Origin of the sequence: Clostridioides sp. ES-S-0123-01 (assembly GCF_020658415.1) — a bacterium.
Classification (GTDB): Bacteria; Bacillota; Clostridia; order Peptostreptococcales; family Peptostreptococcaceae; genus Clostridioides.
The window spans coordinates 1-21,556 of sequence record NZ_JACVWD010000001.1 but is presented as its reverse complement, the minus strand read 5'-3'; the positions used below and the strand labels follow the sequence as shown (position 1 = coordinate 21,556).

Sequence of the window (21,556 nt, the reverse complement as noted above, 5' to 3'; positions counted from 1 at the left end):
TACTTTATTTTAAAGCTATGACTTTTTATATAATTTAATTAGATTAGAAAACTATGCAACTTCTTGCACTAACATTTTACTGATATTACTTATTCTATACATTTCTTTTACACCATTTAAGGTTTGAAGTAAATTTAGACAAATTATTTTATCACCTAAACTTACTGTACTTTCAATACTATCTAAAATTACACTTCTTCCTTCATCATATTTATCAGCATCATAATTTGAAATATAACTAGTATCTCTCAATATTCTTTCTACATCTTCATCTCTAATATTATTCTTTTTGACATTTATATATAAATTGTACATATTACTTATTAGTAATTGTTGATTTTCTAAGAAATCATCTTGATGTTCATCTTTGTATATAGTATTTATCAGCATAAGTCTATCTTCAATAAGTGATGGCACTAATAATAGATTCTTTATATAATGAACATTGGTTGAATTTTCAATAGATTTATTAACTTCATTAATTATATTTTTAACTATACCTTTATACACATCTATAACATGCTGATACCCCATTTTTGCATCATATGGTAAAACAAATTTATTTATTATTAATGCAATAATTGCACCTAATACTACATATGAAATTCTACTCATAGTTAAAACATTAGGGTCTCCCATAACTGCTGCCGAACCAAGGGCTGAAACAGTTACACACACTATCAGTTTTCTATAATCAACTACATATGAGTTTATGTATCCTGCTAAAAGTACTATTAATGACCTTAATGTATTATCTTTTATTATTGAAAATGAAACAATAAATATTACCGCTCCTACTAGTGTACCTTCTATTCTTTTTCTGGATTTCTGCAAACAGTTCTCTGCATAAGGTTGCGTTAATGAAAACACAGTTAACATTATCCATCTTCCATCTTTTAAGTGAAAATAATCCATAATAAAACCTGAGATTGCTGCAGCCAAAGCGATTTTTATTGCATAAGAAAATCTTATAGATTTTAAATTAAAATGTTGTTTATATATTGATATTCTTTTAAATTCACGTGGTATCTTTATTTTTCTTTCAACTCTTTTTTCCTCTTTTGATTTTACCTTTTTGTACTCTAATAAAAATTCATATAGATTTTCTAAAGCACTATAAATTTCTTTCAAATTTATATTTTTAGTATCTTGAGCGACAACATAATCTCTAAATCCAAGTATTTCTTTATCAGTTATCTTATCTTTATTTTCTAAGCACATCTTGATATAATTTACTTCTTTAGATACTACAACTAAAACATCTTCTTTACTATTTGTACTACTTTCTTTTAGCATATTTTTTATGTCTTCATCCTCAAATTCCTTAGTATCTATTTTATATCTATCTAAGATTAAACTTATTCTTTCTAATGAAAATAAGATATTTATTATATCCATTCCTTTAATACTAATAAAAAAATCATCTTTTCTATTATCAAATATAACCATTTTAAGACCTTTTGATATAGAATTTATTGTGTAATTACAACTATCTATTTTTCTCATATTAGACTTATTTACAGAATTATCACTGTTAATAATATTTTTTAAAAGATTTATTTTTTCCAACAACTCATCACATATAGATATTAATTCTTTGTCACCAATTTTTTTCATTCTATTTCTATTCATAACAAATTGAGCAATCATTATGACAAGTGAACCACTAGCTAAAGCCGATAATCTTATAGGAAATTCGCTTAATCCTACAGGTATACTTATCATAAATATATACATAAGACCAAAAGGTACATATACAGCCCTTTTCAAGTCATAACTAAATAAATATCCTATTATAAATAATGCTATAAAATTTAATAAAATTCCTAAATACATATTTTGTACTGCAAAAAACGATAATACTCCTAATGTTACGTTTATTATCAAGTATTTCAGTAAATTTTTAATTGGAGAAATAGTTAAATCCCTTTCCAAAAGCATTAGCATAGCTGTTACTATAGCCACACCTATAAGTGTATTTTTACTTCCAAATAAAGCTATAAATGCAGATATAAATGCTATTATAAAAATAAACAATTTAGTTTTTGATATTATTAATTTTTTTGTCATCAAATACCTCCTTAAAAATTTCAACAAAGTCAATTTTATCACACTTATTATCGTATTCAAAATCGTCTTTTCTACGTGAGGATTCTAATTTTTCTATTTATAATTCTAATTTTAATTCATATATTAACGAACTTTATAATCATATATAACATATATATTCATATGCCAGCATACGTTTTTTCTTTCAAATATTTTTTTAAAATTAAAAACAACGCTCTCAATAATACAATATTTGTACTTATTGAGGGCGTTGTAAGATTTATCTAGCAAACTTGTTTAATTTTTTCTTTACCTAGTATGTAAGTACCAAGTCCCATAAATAAAGCTCCTCCAACAATGTTTCCAAGTGTTACTGCTACTAAATTATAAATAGCTCCTCCAATACTAACTGTTTGAATTGTTGGAGAAAATAATGAAACACTATAGATTGTCATATTCGCTACACTATGTTCAAACCCTGTTGTTATGAAAGCAAATAAACATAGGAATATCATAATTATTTTTGCACTATCATTGTTAGTTCTAAATGAACATAAAACTGAGACACAAACTAAGATATTACACAAAACTCCTCTAAAGAAAAGAGACATAAATGGCATAGATGCCTTGGCTGCTGCTGTGTTTGCAAAAAATTCTGCTACAGGACCTTTATCTACTAAACCAGTTCCTACAAACATTATACCTAAAATTAAAGCTCCTATTAAATTTCCTACCCAACTGTATATCCATATTTTAGAAGTATCTTTTATACTTACCCCTTTATTTAGCATACCTACAGACATTACCATATTATTTCCAGTAAACAGCTCTGTTCCTGTCATTACAACTAAACTAAGTGCTACTGCAAACGATAACCCCATCATTATCTTTGTCATAGGAGAACCTGCATCTGTCAAAATCCCTCCAATAGTAAATATCAAAAGTATACCGATACCTACATAAAGTCCTGCAAAAGCAGAAGACACTAAATATTTTATCTTACTTGTATTTAATAAATTTATTTTATTTATAGCTGCGTTAGTTAATTTATCCAAAGTTTCTTTATGCATAATTCCCTCTTCCTTCTATTAAATTTATAATTTATTTAAATATATTTTTTTATTACTTATAGATATTTAACACCACTCCAGTATATATTTTCATGTACTTTAGTTATCTCTTCAAATTGTACACCTTCAAGTGCCCATTTTTTAAATTCCATGAATCCAGTCCTGTCAATTATATATCCTATATGCTCTTTCCCTCCTGGTGCATCTTTATCTATATATTGCTCTACATATTTGTAAGTATTAAGTATTATTTTTATTATGTTGTCTTCATCTGCCCATAAAAGAAAATCTTCTGCTAGTCTTGGATTTTTCTTACCTGTTCTACCCATTATAGCTAATCTATAGTATTTTTTTTCATCTCTAGTCCATGCATTTGTTGGGCAATTTAGTACACATTCTCCACAACCTATGCATTTATCTCCATCTCTTACTACTTTATTATTTTCTGTTTTTAATGCTCCAACAGATAGTTTTGAACATTTTTTTACACACGCTCCACAATTCACACATCTATCTTTTTCATATAGTGGTAAGGTCATTCCTATAATTCCAAAGTCATTCATTCTAGCTTTTATACAGTCATTCGGGCATCCAGTCAATGCCACTTTAAAATGTAAGTCATTTGGAAAAATTGCTTTTTCTATTTTTTTTGCAAATTCAGTTGTATTATACTGCGCTTTTGGACAGACTTTATTACCTATACATGCAGCTATGTTTCTCGTACCTGCTGCTGGATAACCTGCATTTTTCTCACTTTGATTTATATTCATCTTTTCAATAACAGGTTGTATGATATTATTTATTTCTTCCATATATTCCATATCTATTCCTAAGATTTCAAATCCCTGTCTTGTAGTTATGTGTATCTGACCATTACCATATTCATTTGCAATCCTAGAAACTGTGATTAAACTTTCAGGGTCAATAAGACCTCCTGGCACTCTAACTCTTAAAGAAGTTTTATATTTTGTTTTTGTAATTCTATAAGCATTTTTCATTACTTTTTTAGTATTTAAATCTCTTATCACAAACTCCACCCCCTAATCAATAAGATTTTTAGCATATGAATAATCAAATACTGGTCCATCTAAACATATATAAGTATCATCCATCTTACAGTGTCCACATTTTCCTATTCCACAACACATTTTTCTTTCATAAGAAACCCAAATATTTTTTTCGTCTAAATCTCTTTTTAAAAACTCTCCTACTGTAAATTTCATCATCATTGGAGGTCCAACTACAATTGCAGAAGTATTATTTATATCTTTTATATCTAAATCTGGAATATATTTTGTTACTAATCCTACATTTCCACTATAACCCTCATCAGCTCCATCCACAGTAACTAAAATATCCAATTTTTCACTCCATCTTTTTAAGTCCTCTGCAAATAGAACATCTTTTGGTGATTTAAATCCAACTATTAATTTAAACTTTTCACACTTATCTTTATTATTATAAAAATATTCAACTATTCCTCTTACAGGAGCTAATGCACTTCCTCCTGCTACTACTACGATTTCTCTTCCTTCATATAAAGATACATCAAATCCATTTCCATAAGGTCCTCTTATAAAAAACGAATCTCCTTCTTTGTAATTGAATAATTCACTAGTAACTTTACCTACATTTCTTATTGTAAAATCAATATAATCTTCTCCATATCCTGATACTGATATTGGACTTTCACCATATTTAGGTATAGATATTTCATAGAATTTTCCAGGCAGAACCCCTTTTGTATCACAATTCACTTTGAATGTCCATTCTTTATCAGTATGTTTAACTATGTCTAGTATTTTTGCACTTACTGGTATATATGAGTTCATTTATATCTCCTCCTTACTAGTTACTAAATCATTTATTTTTTCTATACATTTTGAAAATGATATATATTGTGGACATGCATCATCACATCTTCCACATCCAACACACATGTTATATCCAAATCTTTTTTTGAAATCATTTATTTTATGCATAGTTTTAAATCTCATTCTTTCTCCTTGTTTTTTTCTGAAAGAATTTCCACCTGCTATGTCTGTATATCCATCTACTTGACATGAAGCCCAAACTCTTCTTCTTTCACCTACATTTTCATTTTCCTTATAAAAAATATCCTGCATTGTAAAGCATGAGCATGTTGGACATACAAAATTACATCTTCCACATCCAATACATCTTGTGTCATATTCATCCCATATTGGATTTCCTATTATCTCATTAGAATCAATATTTTCTGGTATATCTATAGAAATTAAATTTTCTGTTACATGACTAACATCAAATTCTGATGGCTCTCCATTAAATACTTCAAATTCATTGTCTTTTATGTCTAAGTACAATGTTTCTCCTTCTATATTCAATCCAAGTGAATAGTTATCAGTTTTATTAGAATCCATACTTACACAAAAACAATTTCTAAAACTCTCTTTACATCCTACAAGTGCAAATTTTATTTTTTCTCTAATATGTTTATAAAAATAATCTTTTTCTTCTCCATTATTTAAATATATTTCATCGAGTCTCTTTATTCCATTTATGTCACAAGATCTTAGAAAAATTAAAATCTTTTTATTGTCTAAATCGCTTTCCTTAAATTCTTTTTCAGTAAAGTAAAATAAGACTTGATTAATAGGAAGCACTACTTCTTTTGGTGAAAAGTTTGATTTTTGAGCAAATTCCATTTCTTCAAAAGTATTTACTTCCTTGTATCTTATCATGTCCGTATCTGAAAAAGTACCTTTAAATGGCATTATGACTGGTGCAAATATTTTGTAGTCTTTTTTTAGGAAATTCAGACCTTCATTGAATTTGGATGAATCTAATTTTAATTTCATTTTTATCACCTTTCTTATATTTTAGTTTTGCTTACTTATTATCTTGTTTAAATCTTAACACTTTATTTTAGATACTTCTGTGATAATTATCACAGTTTTAAAAATAATAAAAAAAATATTACTAGAGTTTATTAAACTCTAGTAATATTTCTTTATTATTTATAACTTTAAATTAAAAATCTGTTCTTTTAAATACAAGCTTTTCAAATGATTCTATATCCATAGGTCTTGCAAAGTAAAATCCTTGTCCAATATCACAGCCTGCATTTTTTAATAAATTTAATTGACCTTCAGTTTCTATTCCTTCAGCTACAATTAGCATATCTAAATCCTTACCTAATGTAATTATATTCTTTATAACTTTTTCTCCACGTGTAGATGTAATTGTCTCATTTAAAAATTCTCTATCAATCTTCAATACATCAATTGGTAATTTTTTTAAAAGACTAAGTGAAGAATATCCACTTCCAAAATCATCCATAGATACAATAAATCCAATATCATGCAAATCATTTAAAATATCTAAAAGCATGCTTATATTTGACAAAAATAAACTTTCTGTTAACTCAAGTTCTATTAGATGCGCTGGTATATTATGCTTATTGATTAAAGATTTTAAACTAGTTACTATATTTCTATTATTTAAATGAATTCTTGATACATTTATAGAAATTGGTGGTGGCTTTATTCCATTTTTTATCCATTTTGACATTGTACTAAAGACATTATCCCAAACATACAAATCAAGTTTTTCTATAAATCCATTTTTCTCAAATAGTGGAATAAAATCATTAGGCGATATAGTTCCCTTAATTGGATGAATCCAACGAACAAGAGCCTCTGAACCTACAATCTCATCTGTTATAAGGTTAATTTTAGGTTGCAAATAAACTACAAACTCTTTATTTAAAAGTGCATTATCCATATTATTTTCAATTTCTTTTTCACGAAGTATAGAAAGCCTTATTTTATCATCATAAAAAGCAACTTTACTCTTATAATTGGTTTCTATTGTTTGACAAGCTATCTTAGCTCTATCAATCATTACATCAATATTTACATCATCTTTATCAATTAAATACGCTCCACATTTAAGTATTATATCTATTTTAAATGTATTTTCTTTATCACTATTCACAATCTCAAAAAAATCATTTGCTCTTTTTCTTAAATTTTCTATATTACTTTTTTTAGTCATTACAATAAATCTATCGTCTGATAATCTTGCATATATTTCATCCTTAAAAATACTTTCACCTATTTTTCTTGCTATATATTTTAAAATATTGTCTCCAAATTCAAAACCAAACATATCATTTATATATTTAAATTTATCTATGTTAATATAATATATAACAAAGTTATACGTTCCATATTTTTCAAAAAGCTTATTAGCATCAATTTTAAATTTCAATAGACTTCTTATACCTGTTACTTCATCAACATATGCTATCTTTTTTAATTTATTCATTTGTACCTTATAATTTACAATAAATATTCCGAAAACTATAAATATAATAAATAATATTATCAAAATAAATGCCATAATATTATGCTGTATAAAATCTAATAGAGTAACTGTATGCTCTAAGTACTTCGTACTGCCTGTAACTGCAATTGCAACCTCTTCTTCTGTAACTCTATTGATGGATTTATTGAGTATTGACAATAATGCAGGATTTGCTTTTTCAGAAACCCCTATTCCAATATCCACGACTTGATTTTTTATTGGCATAAACATAAGCCCATCAGATTCTTCAGTATTAATTATATTATTTAGGATATAGTTGCTTCCTATAAATACATCACTTTCTTCTTTCTTGACAGCTTCAATACATTTACTAGCATTTGGATAAAAACTTACTTCTTGATTTGGATAATATTCTTTTACGAATGATTCTATCCCTGTCCATTTAATCATTGCTACCTTAGTTTTTTCATCCATTCTAATATCATTTTTTGCCAAACCTAACATGGTAGTTTCAAGGTAGCCATCAGTAAATATAATATTATGCTCTAACTCAGTACTCCGTGACATAAACATATTTGCACAAATATCTACCTCACCATTTTCAACCATTTTTAAACCCTCTGAAAAATTATCTACCTTTATATACTCAAACTTTAAACCTGAGTTATTTGAAATTGATTTTAATATATCTATTGATATACCTTTGTAGGAATTTGTATTTTTATCATAAAAAGATAGTGGTGACGTATCAGGACCTGATACAACTTTTATTACAGGATGTTTCTTTATATATTCTTTTTCCTCCAAAGTAAATACTTCTTTAGCTATTGCAGTACTCTTATAATGTTTATTAAATAAATTACCATCATAATATATATCTTCTCGCTTAATCTCATTTAATGCATAATTCAAACCATCTAGTATTTTTTTGTTTCCCTTAGTTGTTGCATAATAGATAGGCTCTGATGAAAAGCGTAATACTACCTTTGTATTTGGTATATCTCTAATGCTTCCTGTAAGTATCATATCAATGGTTCCTTTTTCAAGTTCCTTTTGAAGTTCTTCTGCACCTTCTATGTACTTATATTTTACAGATATTTTATTTTTTTTACAGTATTCATCAAATACACTTTTAAAATGATTATCTGAAACTGTACCTACTACTTTTCCATCAATCTCTTTTAGATTATTATAAGATATTGTATTGTTTTTGGAGTTCACATACAATGCTCCATATTCATATCCAAAATTTAAATTTGTATAATCATAGTATTCTTCACGTTCTTCATCCTTTTGCAATGCTCCAAATATATCAATTTTTCCCTCTTTAAGCATTTCTAGACCTTGACTCCATCCACAAGGTATATATTCTAATTTCCAATTATTTATTTTAGCGATTTCATTCATATAATCATATGTATATCCATATAACTGACCATCTTTTGTAACAGAAATTCCATAACTAGGCCAATATCCAACCCTTACTTTTTCTTTCTCAGAAGTGGCTAAAACAAATGATGTATTTAATATAAGTAAAAAAATAACCATAGTAATAGTAAATCTATATTTTCCATTCATAATATGCCTCCATTTATAACTAAATCATATCAAGATAGTTAAAATATTCTTATTCAACTTAATATTCTTTATATTAAAAATTTAAGCCCTCCATTTGCATTTAAACTTTAAATAGAGTCATTAAATATAATAAATCTATCTTTTCCTTGATTTTTTGAATGATAAAGAGCTTTATCTGCTTTTTCATATAATTCAATAAAAGTTGTTCCATGATTTGGCATAATAGATATTCCAATACTACAAGAAACTTTATATGACTTATTTTCTCCAGTATAATAATTTCTAAATGCATTACATAGCTCAATCGCTTTGTTTTCAATAAATTTTATATTCTTCATATTTTTTATGAAAACTACAAACTCATCTCCACCAATACGTCCAATTATATCATCCTCTCTAAAAATAGAAGTTAATTTTTTTGATACTTCAACTAATACTTTATCACCAAAGACATGCCCTAAATTATCGTTAATAGCTTTGAAATCGTCTAAATCAATAATAAAAAATGCATGACTACTTTCTTTAACTCTGTCTAAACTCAAAAATCTCTTTATTAGAGTTTCAGTTGTACCTTTATTATAAATTCCTGTTAATATATCACGTTCAGCTTTAAATTTAAGCTCAATCTCTTCTTTTTTCTGTTTGTCTATATCTTTAATGTACGCAAATCCTTTAAGTTGATTGCTTTGGGGGTCTTTAAGTAAATGCATTGTACAAAGTTCCCATAAAATCTTACCATTAATGTCATATCTTCGATACTCTAACTTTAACTCATTTACTCCCTTATTATATGAATCTAAGACATTTTCATAATAAAATACTTTTTTAAAGTTTTCCCTATCTGAAATAAAAACTATATCGTCAACAATAGCCTCCATTACTTCAGAATATTTTCCAGCAGGTCTTAAGCCTAAATTATTATCAGGCTTTATATTACTTGATATAAATTTATCTTGAGAAAAATTAATTTCATATATAGCAATTGCTTCAGACAACATAGCTTTTCTATATTGCTCTTCTTGATTATATTGCATTTCAGCTTTTTTTTGCTCATTTATGTCTTCTAGTAGACCTATCGCTCTAATTGGAATTTCTGCTCCATTAAATAGATTCGTTAGAGTCATTCTATTCCATATATATTTTCCATTGACTAGTCTTGTTTTTATTACAGATACTACACTTTCTTCACCTTTTTCCATTTTATTAAAAGATTCTTTAAACACATCAACAAAGTCAGGATGTATTATCCCAGAATCTATAAAATATTCTATGCCATTTTCAATATTTTTTTGTAATCCATATATTAAAGAGACATCACTAGAGACATGTATAGATTTTGTATGCATATAATAGTCAAATACTATGTTAGAAGTCTTGGATAAGGCTATTCTAAGCCTTTCTTCATTAATCTTAAGTTCTTCTTCTACTTTTTTTAAATCTGTTATATCAACCAACACACAGTAGAAATACTCTTTTCCATCAGAATCTTTTATAAGCTCACACTTATTTACAACCCACACAAAATTCCCACTCTTAGTAATCATTCGATACTCTATTTCAACTACTTTTGATTCTAATATTTGAAGTGCAAATTCATTTTTCACTCTATCTACATCATCTTTATAAATTACATCATAAAAATTATTATTAAACATGGATTTTATCTCTTCTTTAGTATATTCAAACAGGTTAATAAATCCATCACTTAAAAACACAAATTCATATTTTTCACCTACACTACATTTAAAAACACCTCCTGGTATATTGTTAGTGAGTGAAGATATCTCTAGATTTGCTTTTACAAGCTTTTCTTTGGATTTTTTCTCTTTATAAAATACAATTAAAATCAAAATTGAAAGTGCTATGAAGTTTTTAGTTGTTAATATAATTGCAAGTTTGTTTATCTTAGAAATCTCTTTCACTATCAAAGTCTTTGGAATAAAAGACAATACATACCAATCATTTATACCAACTGGAGTATACGTGGCATATTCCTCTTTTCCTTTGAATTTATATTCTAAAAATCCACTTTTCTTATTTGATATATCTTCAATAAAGTTTTTATAACTGTAATCTTCTCTAACATAAATAAAATCAAAAAAATCGCTAACATTATTTATGGTGTCATCAGTTTCTCCTGGAGTAGATTTTAAGACAAGATTTCCTGATTTTTCAAATATATATGTACTTCCTTCTCCATTAAAACTAGTCACATCTATAAATTCACTTAATTTACTTGTATAATAAGAACCATACAGAACACCTATCACTTTACCATTTTTGTACATAGGAAATGCTACTATAAAACTATTTTCATTGTTAACAGATGATTTTATGATTTCTGAAATATTGCTTTCCCCTTTCATTGCTTTCTTAAAATAGCTATGTTGTGATATATTATAGACCTTTCCATCACCTGTATAGGCTGTACCATCTGGATATGCAATATAGATTTTTTCAAAATCAGATTCCTTTGATACATCATTTAGCAATTTCATTATATCTTCTTTCTTCATACCCTCTGACTCTGAAATAATTTTAGAAATACTATTTATAAACTTTGTTAGTGAGTTAAGCTTAACATTTATAGTATTTGAACTTTGCAATGACAACTCTTCTAAATGCATCTTTTTACTTTTTTCTACTAATGAATTAACATTATAGGTAAAATCCCAAAGAGAAAACATCACAAATACACATATAAAAATCAAACCTAAAGCATAACCTATGAATTTTTTATTTTTCATTTTGATACATCCCTTTCTGAGTATAGAAGCTGTGTCAACATCTGTATATTTACTGTTCATATTAAATTAATTATACTATCAGAATTAAGCTGTTTCAATAAACTTAAGGCAAATATTATCATTTTAGATAAATAAAAAAGAATCTATGGATAGATTCTCTTAATAATATCTTTATTTAATTATAATTAATTATTTTTAAAGTATTTTGATAGTTCGGCTTCTTTTACATAAAAACCTTTATTATCAATCTTTATAAGTTCTTCTTTTTGCAATACTTTTATCATTCTAGAAACTGTCTCTCTTTTACAGCCAAGCATATCAGCTAAATATGTAACTGTAAGATTTACATTTAATAAGGTCCATTCTCCACAATAAATTCCAAACTCTTTACTTAATCTATACAATTTTGCTGCTAATTTCTTATCTACTTTTATAGATATTGAATTTTTTAACTGTCTATATAAACGTCTTGTCCTTCTCTCCATATAAGAAATAATATCTTTTGTAAGCTGAAAATCATTTTTCATAATTTCTGTAAATTCTTCAATGCTATAATAAGACACAATTGAATTTTCAAATGCCTCACATCCAACAGCAGAATTCTTCGTAAAATCAAAGGTAATGTCATTTATAATTTCTCCATTATTTAATATAAAAATCACCTTTCTCTCACCATTTTCGCTTATCTTAAAAATAGATACTTTCCCATCTAAAAGTACGTATACTCTGTCCAATTGTTCTTTTTCATAAAATAAAATTTCTTTTCTTTGTAATCTTTTTAGTTTAGCTTTTTCCTTAAGTTGATTCTTAGTTTCACTACATAAATTATTAAAAAGTATTACTTTGTCAATATCATAGTCTTTTAATTTAGACATGTAAAATCTCCCCATTACTAAATTTTTAAGAAAACCACATAAAGTATTACAAATATCTGATTTTATTCATTTTTAAACAGTTTTATAGCATTTGTAGTCTTGATTTTTCTTTCAATAGCTTCATTTGAAAGCTCTTTTACTACCTGTGTATATACTAAATCAATAATAAAAAATTGTGCCAATTTAGAGGATATTGAACCAGTTTCCAATACAGTTTCCCCAGATACATAAGATAAGTGCACATCTGAAATATCCTTTAATTCAGAATTTTTATTTTCAGTAATAGATATAATTTTAGCATTATTAGCTCTCGCAAGTTTTACAGTTTTTATAATTTCTTCAGTTTCCCCAGAATGAGAAATTGCAACTATTAAATCTCCTTCTTCCATTATAGAAGACATCATTATCATAGTATGACTACTATCAAAACTTACACAATTAAGCCCAATTCTCATAAACTTATAGTTTGAATCTTGTGCTATTATACCTGAATATCCAATACCAATAAAGTAAACCTTTTTAGCATTTATTATAAGTCTTGCACAGTCATGAACATCTACACTATTGATTATCTCAACAGTATTCTCTAAAGTAGTTATATTTGAGTTTAAAAGTTTCTTGGCTGTATCTAAAGCTGGCTCATCATTTTGTATATTCTTATTTATAATATTTTTTTTATTACTACTTGATATTTCTTGCGCTAAAGTAACTTTAAAGTCTTGCAACCCATTAAACTTCATTTTTTTAACAAATCTAGTTATAGTTGCTTCACCAATATTACTCTCTTTAGCAATTTGTGATATTGGTTTATAAAATACATCCTCTATATTTTCCTTTATATAAGCTATCAATAATTTATCTGACTTTGTAACTTTAAAAGTTGGTGATTCCAATTGTTCTAAAATACTCATTAAAAAACCTTCTATTCTCTATATTTTGTTTAAAAAATTATACAATGCCCCAAGCATACCTGCATCATTTTGTCTCTTTGCAAATTCTACATTAGTATTTTTATAAACTCTTTCTATAAGAATCTCCTTTAATGCTCTATCTATTTTAGGTTTTAGAAATTCTTCTTGTGCCATTATTCCACCACCTAAAATTACAACTTCAGGATTTATTACATAACATATATTTGCAATACCAATTGCTAATGATTTTATCATATTATCCAATTCTTTTAAACAATCTTCGTCATTATTCTTTGCTAAATCAAAAATTATTTTCCCATTTAGGTCATTTTCATCCATATTTTTTATTTTTGCTAATTTTTTTACCAAACTACTAGTTGATGCTAGTTCTTGGAAAGTACTTCCATTCATATTCATATATCCTACTTCACCAGCACTATTACTAAATCCATTTATAAGCTTATTATTTATTATAACACAACCACCAATACCAGTACCTATTGTCATACATATAGAAGAAGTTGCTCCCTTACCTGCTCCAAGCCACATTTCACCAAGGCCAGCACAATTAACATCATTTTCAACTTCACATTTTATATTAAATTCTTTTTCTATCTCTTTCTTTAATTCCATACCTTTATAGTTTGGAATTAATTCTTCTAATGCAAATACTATCCTACCTTCAATTGGGTCAACCATACCTGCAGTTGATATACATATCCCATCAATATTGTTTTCTTTCATATATTTTTTAACTATTTTCTTTATTTTGGATAATATTCCTGGTCCACCTTTTTCTTTTGCTTCAGTATCTAAACTTGATTTATCGATTATTAACCCATCTTCTCTAATAAATCCATATTTTATTGAAGTACCTCCAATATCTATACAAACGTAATTTTTCATAACATATCTCCATACAAATTATTTTTATAACCAATATTACTAATTAAAATTTTATATTACATGAATTTTTTATTTATTTTTTCCAACTCACAGATATATTTTCTCGCTTCTGATAAATCTATGGTATCCTTTAATATAATTTTTTTCTCAGTTATATGATATTTATAAATATTCTTACATAAATCTTCTCCCAACATATTAAGACCTTCTTGACTATAATGTACATCATCAATAGTTAGACCTTGGTCATGAAATTTCATAGCAATTTTGCTTCCTATGCTTAATATGTCACATTCATTACAAGCAAATTCTTGTGCTGCTGCAATTCGTCTTGTTCTAACAAAATATTCATCTTCTCCAAGCCAATAACCAGTTAAACTAACAAACATTTTATCAATGATACACTCTTCCTTTAGTCTATATGCAATTTTTTTTAGACTCTCTTTATAGTATAAAACATCACTACCATATTTTGCATCACTTTCACCTTGAATCCAAATAACATATTTATTTGTTATTTTATAATTCTTGCTTAAAGTATTGCACCCTGCATTAAATTTTTCTATAGTGTCATTTAAAAACCAGTTATTATCATGATTCCAATTTTTTATTCTTGACCCATCCTTTGCATTGTGTATAAAACAAACTTTATTACCAGTAAGTCTATTCCACTCATTTGAAAATGCAGGTGCTATAGTCCCATCCCCTTCAGAAGTCTCTAATTCACATCTCATGTTTATAATCTCGTCACTACTTAAGTATTCAAAACAATTCTCGTTTGGAATAACACTGTCTTTTGGATTTCCCAAGCCTCTTGCATTACTTTGTCCTATTAATAAAAATACATCTATTTTATCCATAAATTAACTCCTCTATACAATTCTAAACCTTTTAATATCTATTTAAACTTTCTTATAAAAAACTAAGGCTGAAAATAGTAATCTAACTAAAATTTACGAAATATCACTAATCGCTGAAAGTTAAATCACTATTTTCAGCCTTAGTAGTTATATAAATTTTCATTATCTAACCAAAACCTTAAAAATAGCTTTTTTTATATTTTCTTTTTCTGAAACTTTTATTGCTGTCATATGTGCATCTTCTGGATAACATACTAAGAAATCACCTTTTCTAAGTTCAACATATCCATTGTTTTTCCCATCAAGAGGCAAAAAGTCACTATCTTCTTCATATGTCTTTTGCTCTAAATTTTCTATAAAATTCAAATCTATTCTTTCGCATCCATCTAGCATCAAGTGTACATCTATATATTTCTTATGAGCTTCCCAGAATCTTTCTTCTTTTTCACAAGTTTTATACTCAACAATATTTACAAAGATATCATCACCATCTATTGTATGAGTCCCTTTTTCGTAATCTATCAATGAATTTTCTTTAGCATATTCAAAACACTTAAGTAAGTCTTCGTGTAATGTTGAATATGTCTTACTATGATTTATACTTCCAAATATCATAATCACTATCTCCCTATATAATTTTAAGTATATTCTACTTTCAGGTTTTTTACATATACAGTTCTTTATACATTCTTATAGAGTAGCTAGATTATTTATATATCTAATCACTCTAATCTAGCCACTCTATAGGATAATTTCTTATTTAAATTCTATATTATTTTTCATAATAAACTGTAGTTTCAGCTTTTGGTAAAGATACTTTTGCTTTAACTTTAGATTCTATTGCACTAAATACTGTTCCTACTACTACAGAAGTAGTTATTGTTATTAGAGAATAAGCCCAAGAAGTTACTTCTGGCATTCTATATTTTAGATAAACAACTAAAATTGCTGATACTGCAAATCCAATATATGCTCCCATTTTAGTTGCTCTTTTACAAAACGCACCAAGTACAAATATTCCTGCTAAAACTCCTAGAACTAGCCCCATAAAACTATTGAACCATTCATATGCTGACTTTATTTCTCCATTTGCTAAGATTATTGCAACAACTATAGAAAGTATACCTACTCCTAATGATATATATTGTGCAACCTTAGTTTGTCTTTCCATACTCATATCTTTTGTTATAATAGTTTGTATATCTAAAGTCCAGCTTGTAGCAACTGAATTAAGCCCTGTTGATAAAGTTGACTGAGATGCTGCATATATTGCTGCAAGTAGTATTCCTGTTATACCTACTGGTAATTCATAAGCTATATATGATGCAAATACTTGGTCTTGTTGAACTGTTTGTGCTAAATCTGGGTTTTGAGTATAGTATATAAATAAACAAGTTCCAATTAGATAAAATACTGTTGCAAGTCCCATTGATAAAACACCATTTCCATATGTCATTTTGTTAAGTTGTTTTATATCAGTTGTTGTAGTAAATCTTTGAACTATATCTTGACTTGATACATATGATGAAAAAGTATTAAGACCAGCTCCAACAAATATTATAAATGCACTTGTAGATAGTATGTTTTTATCAAACATAACTTCATTTGTTGCTAAGAACTTATGCCCACTTGTAAGAGTATCCATCACTGTTCCAAATCCGCCATTTATACTTGATATTAAATAAAATAGCGTACCTGTAACACCTACTATTAGTACCATACCTTGTATAAAGTCAGTCCATAAAACAGCTTTTAATCCACCTGTATATGAATAAATTATTGCTATTACCCCCATAACTATTATTAACACATTTACAGGTATTCCTGTAAGACCTGCTAAAACTACTGATGGTAGATACATTATTATAGACATACGTCCTATTTGGTATATTATAAACATTAAAGCTCCAAGTACTCTAAGTCCTTTACTTTCATATCTCATTTCTAAGTATTCATATGCAGTATCTATCTCTAATCTACTGTATAAAGGTAAGAAGAATTTTATTGTTAAAGGTATAGCTATAAACATACCTAATTGTGCAAACCATAAAATCCATGTTCCACCATAAGAATTACCTGCTAGTGATAAAAATGATATTGGGCTTAATAATGTGGCAAATATTGATACTGATGTAACCCACCATGGAATAGTTCCATCACCTTTGAAGAACTCTTTTCCTTTCATTTCCTTCTTTGAAAATAACAATCCTGCAAATAAAACTGCCAATAAGTAAACTACTAGTATTGCAAAATCTATCCAAGTAAATCCTACCATTTGACCAATCCTCCCATACTAAAAGTATTTTTATTAAAAATACTTTCTGTATATTTCTTTCGCTCTTGATTTCATTTCATCAGTTGCTTCTTTCATAGGTTGTCTACAGTATCCAGCTTCAACGCCTTGTTCTTCAAGTAGTAATTTAATTGTTTGATATAGACCATTTCCTAATATATCTGTTATTAAATCATTTGTCACATGTTGTACTTCAAGTGCTTCTGATATTTTTTCACTCTTCGTTAGTTCAAATATTTGTCTAGCTCTGATACCGTTTACATTAAATGTAGAACCAATTGCCCCATCTACACCTAAAACTGTAGCTGGTAACATCATTTCATCAAATCCTGCAAATATTAATTTATTTGGGAATGTTTTTCTCATTCTTTCTAATAAGTAGAAATCTGCTGCTGTAAACTTAACACCTATTATTTTTTCATTTTCAAATAATTCTCCAAATTGATCTAAACTCATATCAACACCAGTTAAAAATGGTATAGAGTATATTATTAATCTATTGTCTACAGAATTTATTATTGTATTGTAATAATGTTTTATTTCTTCAAAATCGAATTTATAATAAAAAGGTGTAACAGCACTTATAGCATCATATCCTAAATCAGTTGTAAATTTAGCAAGCTCTACAGCTTCTTTTAAATTAACTGAACCAACTTGAGCTATTAACTTTATTTCTTCTTTTACTTCGTCCTTAGCTATTTCAAATATTTTTTTCTTTTCATCAGTTGAAAGCATGAAGTTTTCTCCTGTACTTCCTCCTACATAAAGACCATCTATTTTACAAACATCTATATTATGTCTAATTATTTGTCTTAACCCTTTTTCGTTTATATTTCCTTCCTTATCAAATGAAACTAATAATGCTGAATAAATTCCTTTCATATCTGTTGTTCTCATATCTTTACCTCCAATTTTAATTTTCAAATATAGTTAAATATAATTAATTTTTAATTTATAAATTAATTTTTTAATTAATTTCAATTGCTTTGACAAATTTTTCTGTTATCAATTGTGGTCTTGTTATTGCTGAACCTACAACTGATGAATGAACTCCAATTTCAAAGACTTTCTTTAAATCTTGAGGAGTATTTACTTTTCCTTCTGCTATTACAGGTATTTTTAAATCTTTAACCAATCTTTCCATCAATACAAAATCTGGACCATCTAAAATTTCTGTATATGGAGTGTATCCAGATAATGTAGTTGAAACGCAGTCTACACCGTATTCTTGCGCCTTAATAGCTTCATCATAATTTGAAATATCAGCCATTACTAAAACATTATTTTCTTTTATATAATTTATAATTTCTTTTAAATCTTCATTGTTTGGTCTAACTCTATTAGTAGCATCCAGTGCTATCATCTCACATCCTGTTGCTAAAAGCTCATCTACTTCTTTTTTAGTTGGTGTTATATATATATCTGAATCTTCGTAATTTCTCTTTATAATACCTATAACAGGAAGTCCAGTAACTTTTTTTATTTCAATAATATCATCAACTCCTTGAGCTCTAATGCCAACTGCTCCGCCTTCTTGAGCAGCTTTAGCCATTCTACCCATTATAAAAGAACTGTGAAGAGGCTCATTTTCTAAAGCTTGGCATGATACTATTAGTCTTCCCTTTACCTTATCTAGCATTTTTTCGATTACCTCATTTCTGAAATTTATTTTCTTAATTTATGTATTAATAATAACATGAAAACTTTTTCTTTGCAATATTTTTTCATATTTTTTTATTAATTCTATTTTTTTATAGATTTATTCCAAGTATTTCCTTATATTTCACAGTTTTAAGAAAATTTATTTCATTTTTTTGGTTTTTATTTTCATTCCTATATAGATACAAATGATTTCAATAAAAAAACCCATGTATATAATACATAGGTTCCCCAATATTACTCTAAATCCATAATAATTTTTCTACCACAACATGGACAAAACTCAGATTCCGAATCTACTTCACTTTCACAATAACCACAAACTATAAAATTATCGCAATCATTATCTAATTCAAATTTTTTACCACATTCAGCGCAATATTTGTCATTTATATTTCCAATATAGCCACATTCACAAGTTACATTGCTTTCTGCAATTTCCATATCATTAATTTCCATATTTTTTTCATAAATTATCTTATCAAGTTCTAATAACTCATCACAGAATTTATCAAAACACTCATCATCAATAGAATTTTCTCTAATTTTTTGATAAGTCAACATTCCCATTTCTAAAAAGATTTTACTCTTCTTTTCTTGAATATCATCAATTTCTCTATTTATCTTTGATTTTTCTTTATATAATTCAATCTTAAATTTTCCATTACCAAATCTTTTCTTAACCTTAGAAAATTTATCATCTACTGTCTTTTTATTATTTTCTTCCACAGAAGTTTCCTCCAATCATATTTAATCAGCTGAGTTTAGCTTATATCCTATTAAAGATATCACAAAACTGTATATAAATGAAATTATAATAGTTGAGAACAATTTAAATTGCATAACTAGAGTTGTTCCATAGCTAGTTGTATTAAAGAAGTTAATATTACTATCAAGTATAAAAGTACTAAATAGAGCCAACATACCCATTAAAAATGCATAATATATACTAAATATTATTACAGGTTTAATATTATCTGTATCATATTTAAATCTTAATTTATATCCATTTAATAAAATTATTAATGCAGACAAAGCCCCCATTGCATAAAACATTAATTTAGTATCTCCAAATAAAGAGGATGAGCCTAGGCTAAGCATTGAAACTGTTGAATTTATTATTGTTACCGAAATTCCATTTGCAAAAGCCCACATGTAACTAGCAATTTGTGGCAATACAGCAAATAAATCGATACCACTTGAATATCCACTCATATTCAATTCATTTAAATAACTACTATCAGATATAGTTAATATAAAAAGTATTGCTAACACTAAAACATAACCTAATATGAATATTTTAATAGCATTTGAAAAAAGGGACATATACATATTTTCTTTTTCATAGCTTTTTCTATAATTAGTTATATATGTACATATAAATCCTAATACAAATCCATTTAAAAGTGCACTAAAAAATTCATAACTATACTCTAAAGCATATCCATACTCTAGCATACTATGTGAGCTAGTTTTAACATTAGTAAAAGTACATAAAATAGCTAAAATTAATCCATAAAAAATTCCCACTCCAAGAGAATTGGCTAATGTAGTTTTTGAATCCTTACATCTTTTTCTCATAAAAATTAAATTTGATATAATTAATCCTAAAACAGGAATTATAAGTAATATTAACAATCCTATATTTGCACTTATAAATCCAGAACCCATCATAGTAGAGATAGATACGCTAATTTGACCTAGATTAAGGGCTAACATTATATGTGCTGGATTTATCATGTAACTGATATCATTAAATTGAATAGTAATTATAGCCTTAAATATTAACGAAATAACAAGCAATATGAATATAGTTGAAAAGGTCGTTAAAAATATCCCTCTTGTGTCTGCGTGATATGAGAGTTCTTTTATTTTAGATTTTAAGTCAAGTTTTGTTTCGCTCGATTTTAATGATACTATTTCATAAAGTTCATTTCCACAAAATTTACAGTAATTATCTTTAGGATTATTTTCTTTGTTGCAACTAGAACAAAGTTTATCTTCTTTAGTTTCAAGTGTAAGGTTATTATTTTTTATTTTTCTAGTTGGCTTACCTGTTTTTTTAGAATAGTTACTATATGAATAATTCATATTATCTATTTTTTTTTCATCCATTTTTTCCCTCCAAGTTTTACCATTGTCAATTATCAAATATAACTATATCATATAAAACTTAATTATACCTTAATTGGATATATTTATCTATTTTGTTTGTTTATTGTTGTTATTTTTTAACAAGTGTTGGTATTTCAATAATTTATTAATGTCAGTTTTGTTGTTTATGTTTTATTATGCTT

17 protein-coding genes are annotated in these 21,556 nt (G+C 26.9%); all 17 read right to left on the bottom strand.

Translation table 11 applies throughout. The annotated features are described in order from the left end of the window. Positions 1 to 51 precede the first annotated feature (51 nt). Complete coding sequence (locus tag IC175_RS00085; RefSeq protein ID WP_227434900.1) at positions 52 to 2,070, bottom strand: FUSC family protein; 2,019 nt, start codon at positions 2,068 to 2,070, stop codon at positions 52 to 54. Positions 2,071 to 2,333: 263 nt separating this feature from the next. Next, a complete protein-coding gene (locus tag IC175_RS00080) occupies positions 2,334 to 3,119 on the bottom strand; it encodes a formate/nitrite transporter family protein (protein WP_227434902.1) in 786 nt (261 codons plus the stop codon). Between the two features lie 56 nt (positions 3,120 to 3,175). Beyond that, positions 3,176 to 4,147, bottom strand: coding sequence for a sulfite reductase subunit C (gene asrC, locus IC175_RS00075; protein WP_227482495.1), 972 nt, complete (start codon positions 4,145 to 4,147; stop codon positions 3,176 to 3,178). A 12-nt stretch (positions 4,148 to 4,159) separates the two neighbouring features. Further along, positions 4,160 to 4,951: an anaerobic sulfite reductase subunit AsrB gene (gene asrB / locus IC175_RS00070; protein WP_227434905.1), complete on the bottom strand. Its 792-nt coding sequence runs from the start codon at positions 4,949 to 4,951 to the stop codon at positions 4,160 to 4,162. Beyond that, complete coding sequence (gene asrA / locus IC175_RS00065; RefSeq protein ID WP_227850958.1) at positions 4,952 to 5,959, bottom strand: anaerobic sulfite reductase subunit AsrA; 1,008 nt, start codon at positions 5,957 to 5,959, stop codon at positions 4,952 to 4,954. It abuts the gene before it with no gap. A gap of 172 nt (positions 5,960 to 6,131) precedes the next feature. After that, complete coding sequence (locus tag IC175_RS00060) at positions 6,132 to 9,008, bottom strand: EAL domain-containing protein (RefSeq protein WP_227850957.1); 2,877 nt, start codon at positions 9,006 to 9,008, stop codon at positions 6,132 to 6,134. A 107-nt stretch (positions 9,009 to 9,115) separates the two neighbouring features. After that, complete coding sequence (locus IC175_RS00055; protein WP_227850956.1) at positions 9,116 to 11,755, bottom strand: diguanylate cyclase domain-containing protein; 2,640 nt, start codon at positions 11,753 to 11,755, stop codon at positions 9,116 to 9,118. A 185-nt stretch (positions 11,756 to 11,940) separates the two neighbouring features. Next, positions 11,941 to 12,630: a Crp/Fnr family transcriptional regulator gene (locus IC175_RS00050; protein WP_227434918.1), complete on the bottom strand. Its 690-nt coding sequence runs from the start codon at positions 12,628 to 12,630 to the stop codon at positions 11,941 to 11,943. Between the two features lie 62 nt (positions 12,631 to 12,692). Next, complete coding sequence (locus IC175_RS00045; protein ID WP_227482491.1) at positions 12,693 to 13,541, bottom strand: MurR/RpiR family transcriptional regulator; 849 nt, start codon at positions 13,539 to 13,541, stop codon at positions 12,693 to 12,695. Positions 13,542 to 13,559: 18 nt separating this feature from the next. After that, positions 13,560 to 14,447, bottom strand: a complete 888-nt coding sequence (locus IC175_RS00040) for an ROK family protein (RefSeq protein WP_227434920.1) — start codon at positions 14,445 to 14,447, stop codon at positions 13,560 to 13,562. A gap of 56 nt (positions 14,448 to 14,503) precedes the next feature. Beyond that, positions 14,504 to 15,307: a sialate O-acetylesterase gene (locus tag IC175_RS00035; RefSeq protein WP_227850955.1), complete on the bottom strand. Its 804-nt coding sequence runs from the start codon at positions 15,305 to 15,307 to the stop codon at positions 14,504 to 14,506. Positions 15,308 to 15,469: 162 nt separating this feature from the next. Then, positions 15,470 to 15,922, bottom strand: a complete 453-nt coding sequence (locus IC175_RS00030; protein WP_227434923.1) for a YhcH/YjgK/YiaL family protein — start codon at positions 15,920 to 15,922, stop codon at positions 15,470 to 15,472. A gap of 157 nt (positions 15,923 to 16,079) precedes the next feature. Continuing rightward, positions 16,080 to 17,582 (bottom strand): sodium:solute symporter, encoded by a 1,503-nt coding sequence (locus IC175_RS00025; RefSeq protein ID WP_227434925.1) that lies wholly within the window; start codon positions 17,580 to 17,582, stop codon positions 16,080 to 16,082. Positions 17,583 to 17,615: 33 nt separating this feature from the next. Further along, a complete protein-coding gene (locus tag IC175_RS00020) occupies positions 17,616 to 18,497 on the bottom strand; it encodes an N-acetylneuraminate lyase (RefSeq protein WP_413926681.1) in 882 nt (293 codons plus the stop codon). A gap of 70 nt (positions 18,498 to 18,567) precedes the next feature. Then, positions 18,568 to 19,239 (bottom strand): N-acetylmannosamine-6-phosphate 2-epimerase, encoded by a 672-nt coding sequence (locus tag IC175_RS00015; protein WP_227835420.1) that lies wholly within the window; start codon positions 19,237 to 19,239, stop codon positions 18,568 to 18,570. Positions 19,240 to 19,496: 257 nt separating this feature from the next. Continuing rightward, positions 19,497 to 19,988, bottom strand: a complete 492-nt coding sequence (locus IC175_RS00010; protein ID WP_227434928.1) for a zinc ribbon domain-containing protein — start codon at positions 19,986 to 19,988, stop codon at positions 19,497 to 19,499. A 21-nt stretch (positions 19,989 to 20,009) separates the two neighbouring features. Continuing rightward, positions 20,010 to 21,374, bottom strand: a complete 1,365-nt coding sequence (locus IC175_RS00005) for a hypothetical protein (protein ID WP_227850954.1) — start codon at positions 21,372 to 21,374, stop codon at positions 20,010 to 20,012. Between the last annotated feature and the right edge of the window lie 182 nt (positions 21,375 to 21,556).

Excerpts from the sequence above, each read along its gene's own strand:
- asrB (WP_227434905.1), bottom strand. The coding sequence starts at position 4,951 with ATGAACTCATATATACCAGTAAGTGCAAAAATACTAGACATAGTTAAA.
- IC175_RS00085 (WP_227434900.1), bottom strand. The coding sequence starts at position 2,070 with ATGACAAAAAAATTAATAATATCAAAAACTAAATTGTTTATTTTTATA.
- IC175_RS00045 (WP_227482491.1), bottom strand. The coding sequence starts at position 13,541 with ATGAGTATTTTAGAACAATTGGAATCACCAACTTTTAAAGTTACAAAG.
- IC175_RS00020 (WP_413926681.1), bottom strand. The coding sequence starts at position 18,497 with ATGAGAACAACAGATATGAAAGGAATTTATTCAGCATTATTAGTTTCA.
- IC175_RS00035 (WP_227850955.1), bottom strand. The coding sequence starts at position 15,307 with ATGGATAAAATAGATGTATTTTTATTAATAGGACAAAGTAATGCAAGA.
- IC175_RS00005 (WP_227850954.1), bottom strand. The coding sequence starts at position 21,374 with ATGGATGAAAAAAAAATAGATAATATGAATTATTCATATAGTAACTAT.
- IC175_RS00050 (WP_227434918.1), bottom strand. The coding sequence starts at position 12,630 with ATGTCTAAATTAAAAGACTATGATATTGACAAAGTAATACTTTTTAAT.
- IC175_RS00040 (WP_227434920.1), bottom strand. The coding sequence starts at position 14,447 with ATGAAAAATTACGTTTGTATAGATATTGGAGGTACTTCAATAAAATAT.
- IC175_RS00015 (WP_227835420.1), bottom strand. The coding sequence starts at position 19,239 with ATGCTAGATAAGGTAAAGGGAAGACTAATAGTATCATGCCAAGCTTTA.
- IC175_RS00055 (WP_227850956.1), bottom strand. The coding sequence starts at position 11,755 with ATGAAAAATAAAAAATTCATAGGTTATGCTTTAGGTTTGATTTTTATA.
- IC175_RS00060 (WP_227850957.1), bottom strand. The coding sequence starts at position 9,008 with ATGAATGGAAAATATAGATTTACTATTACTATGGTTATTTTTTTACTT.
- IC175_RS00025 (WP_227434925.1), bottom strand. The coding sequence starts at position 17,582 with ATGGTAGGATTTACTTGGATAGATTTTGCAATACTAGTAGTTTACTTA.
- IC175_RS00030 (WP_227434923.1), bottom strand. The coding sequence starts at position 15,922 with ATGATATTTGGAAGTATAAATCATAGTAAGACATATTCAACATTACAC.
- IC175_RS00080 (WP_227434902.1), bottom strand. The coding sequence starts at position 3,119 with ATGCATAAAGAAACTTTGGATAAATTAACTAACGCAGCTATAAATAAA.
- asrA (WP_227850958.1), bottom strand. The coding sequence starts at position 5,959 with ATGAAATTAAAATTAGATTCATCCAAATTCAATGAAGGTCTGAATTTC.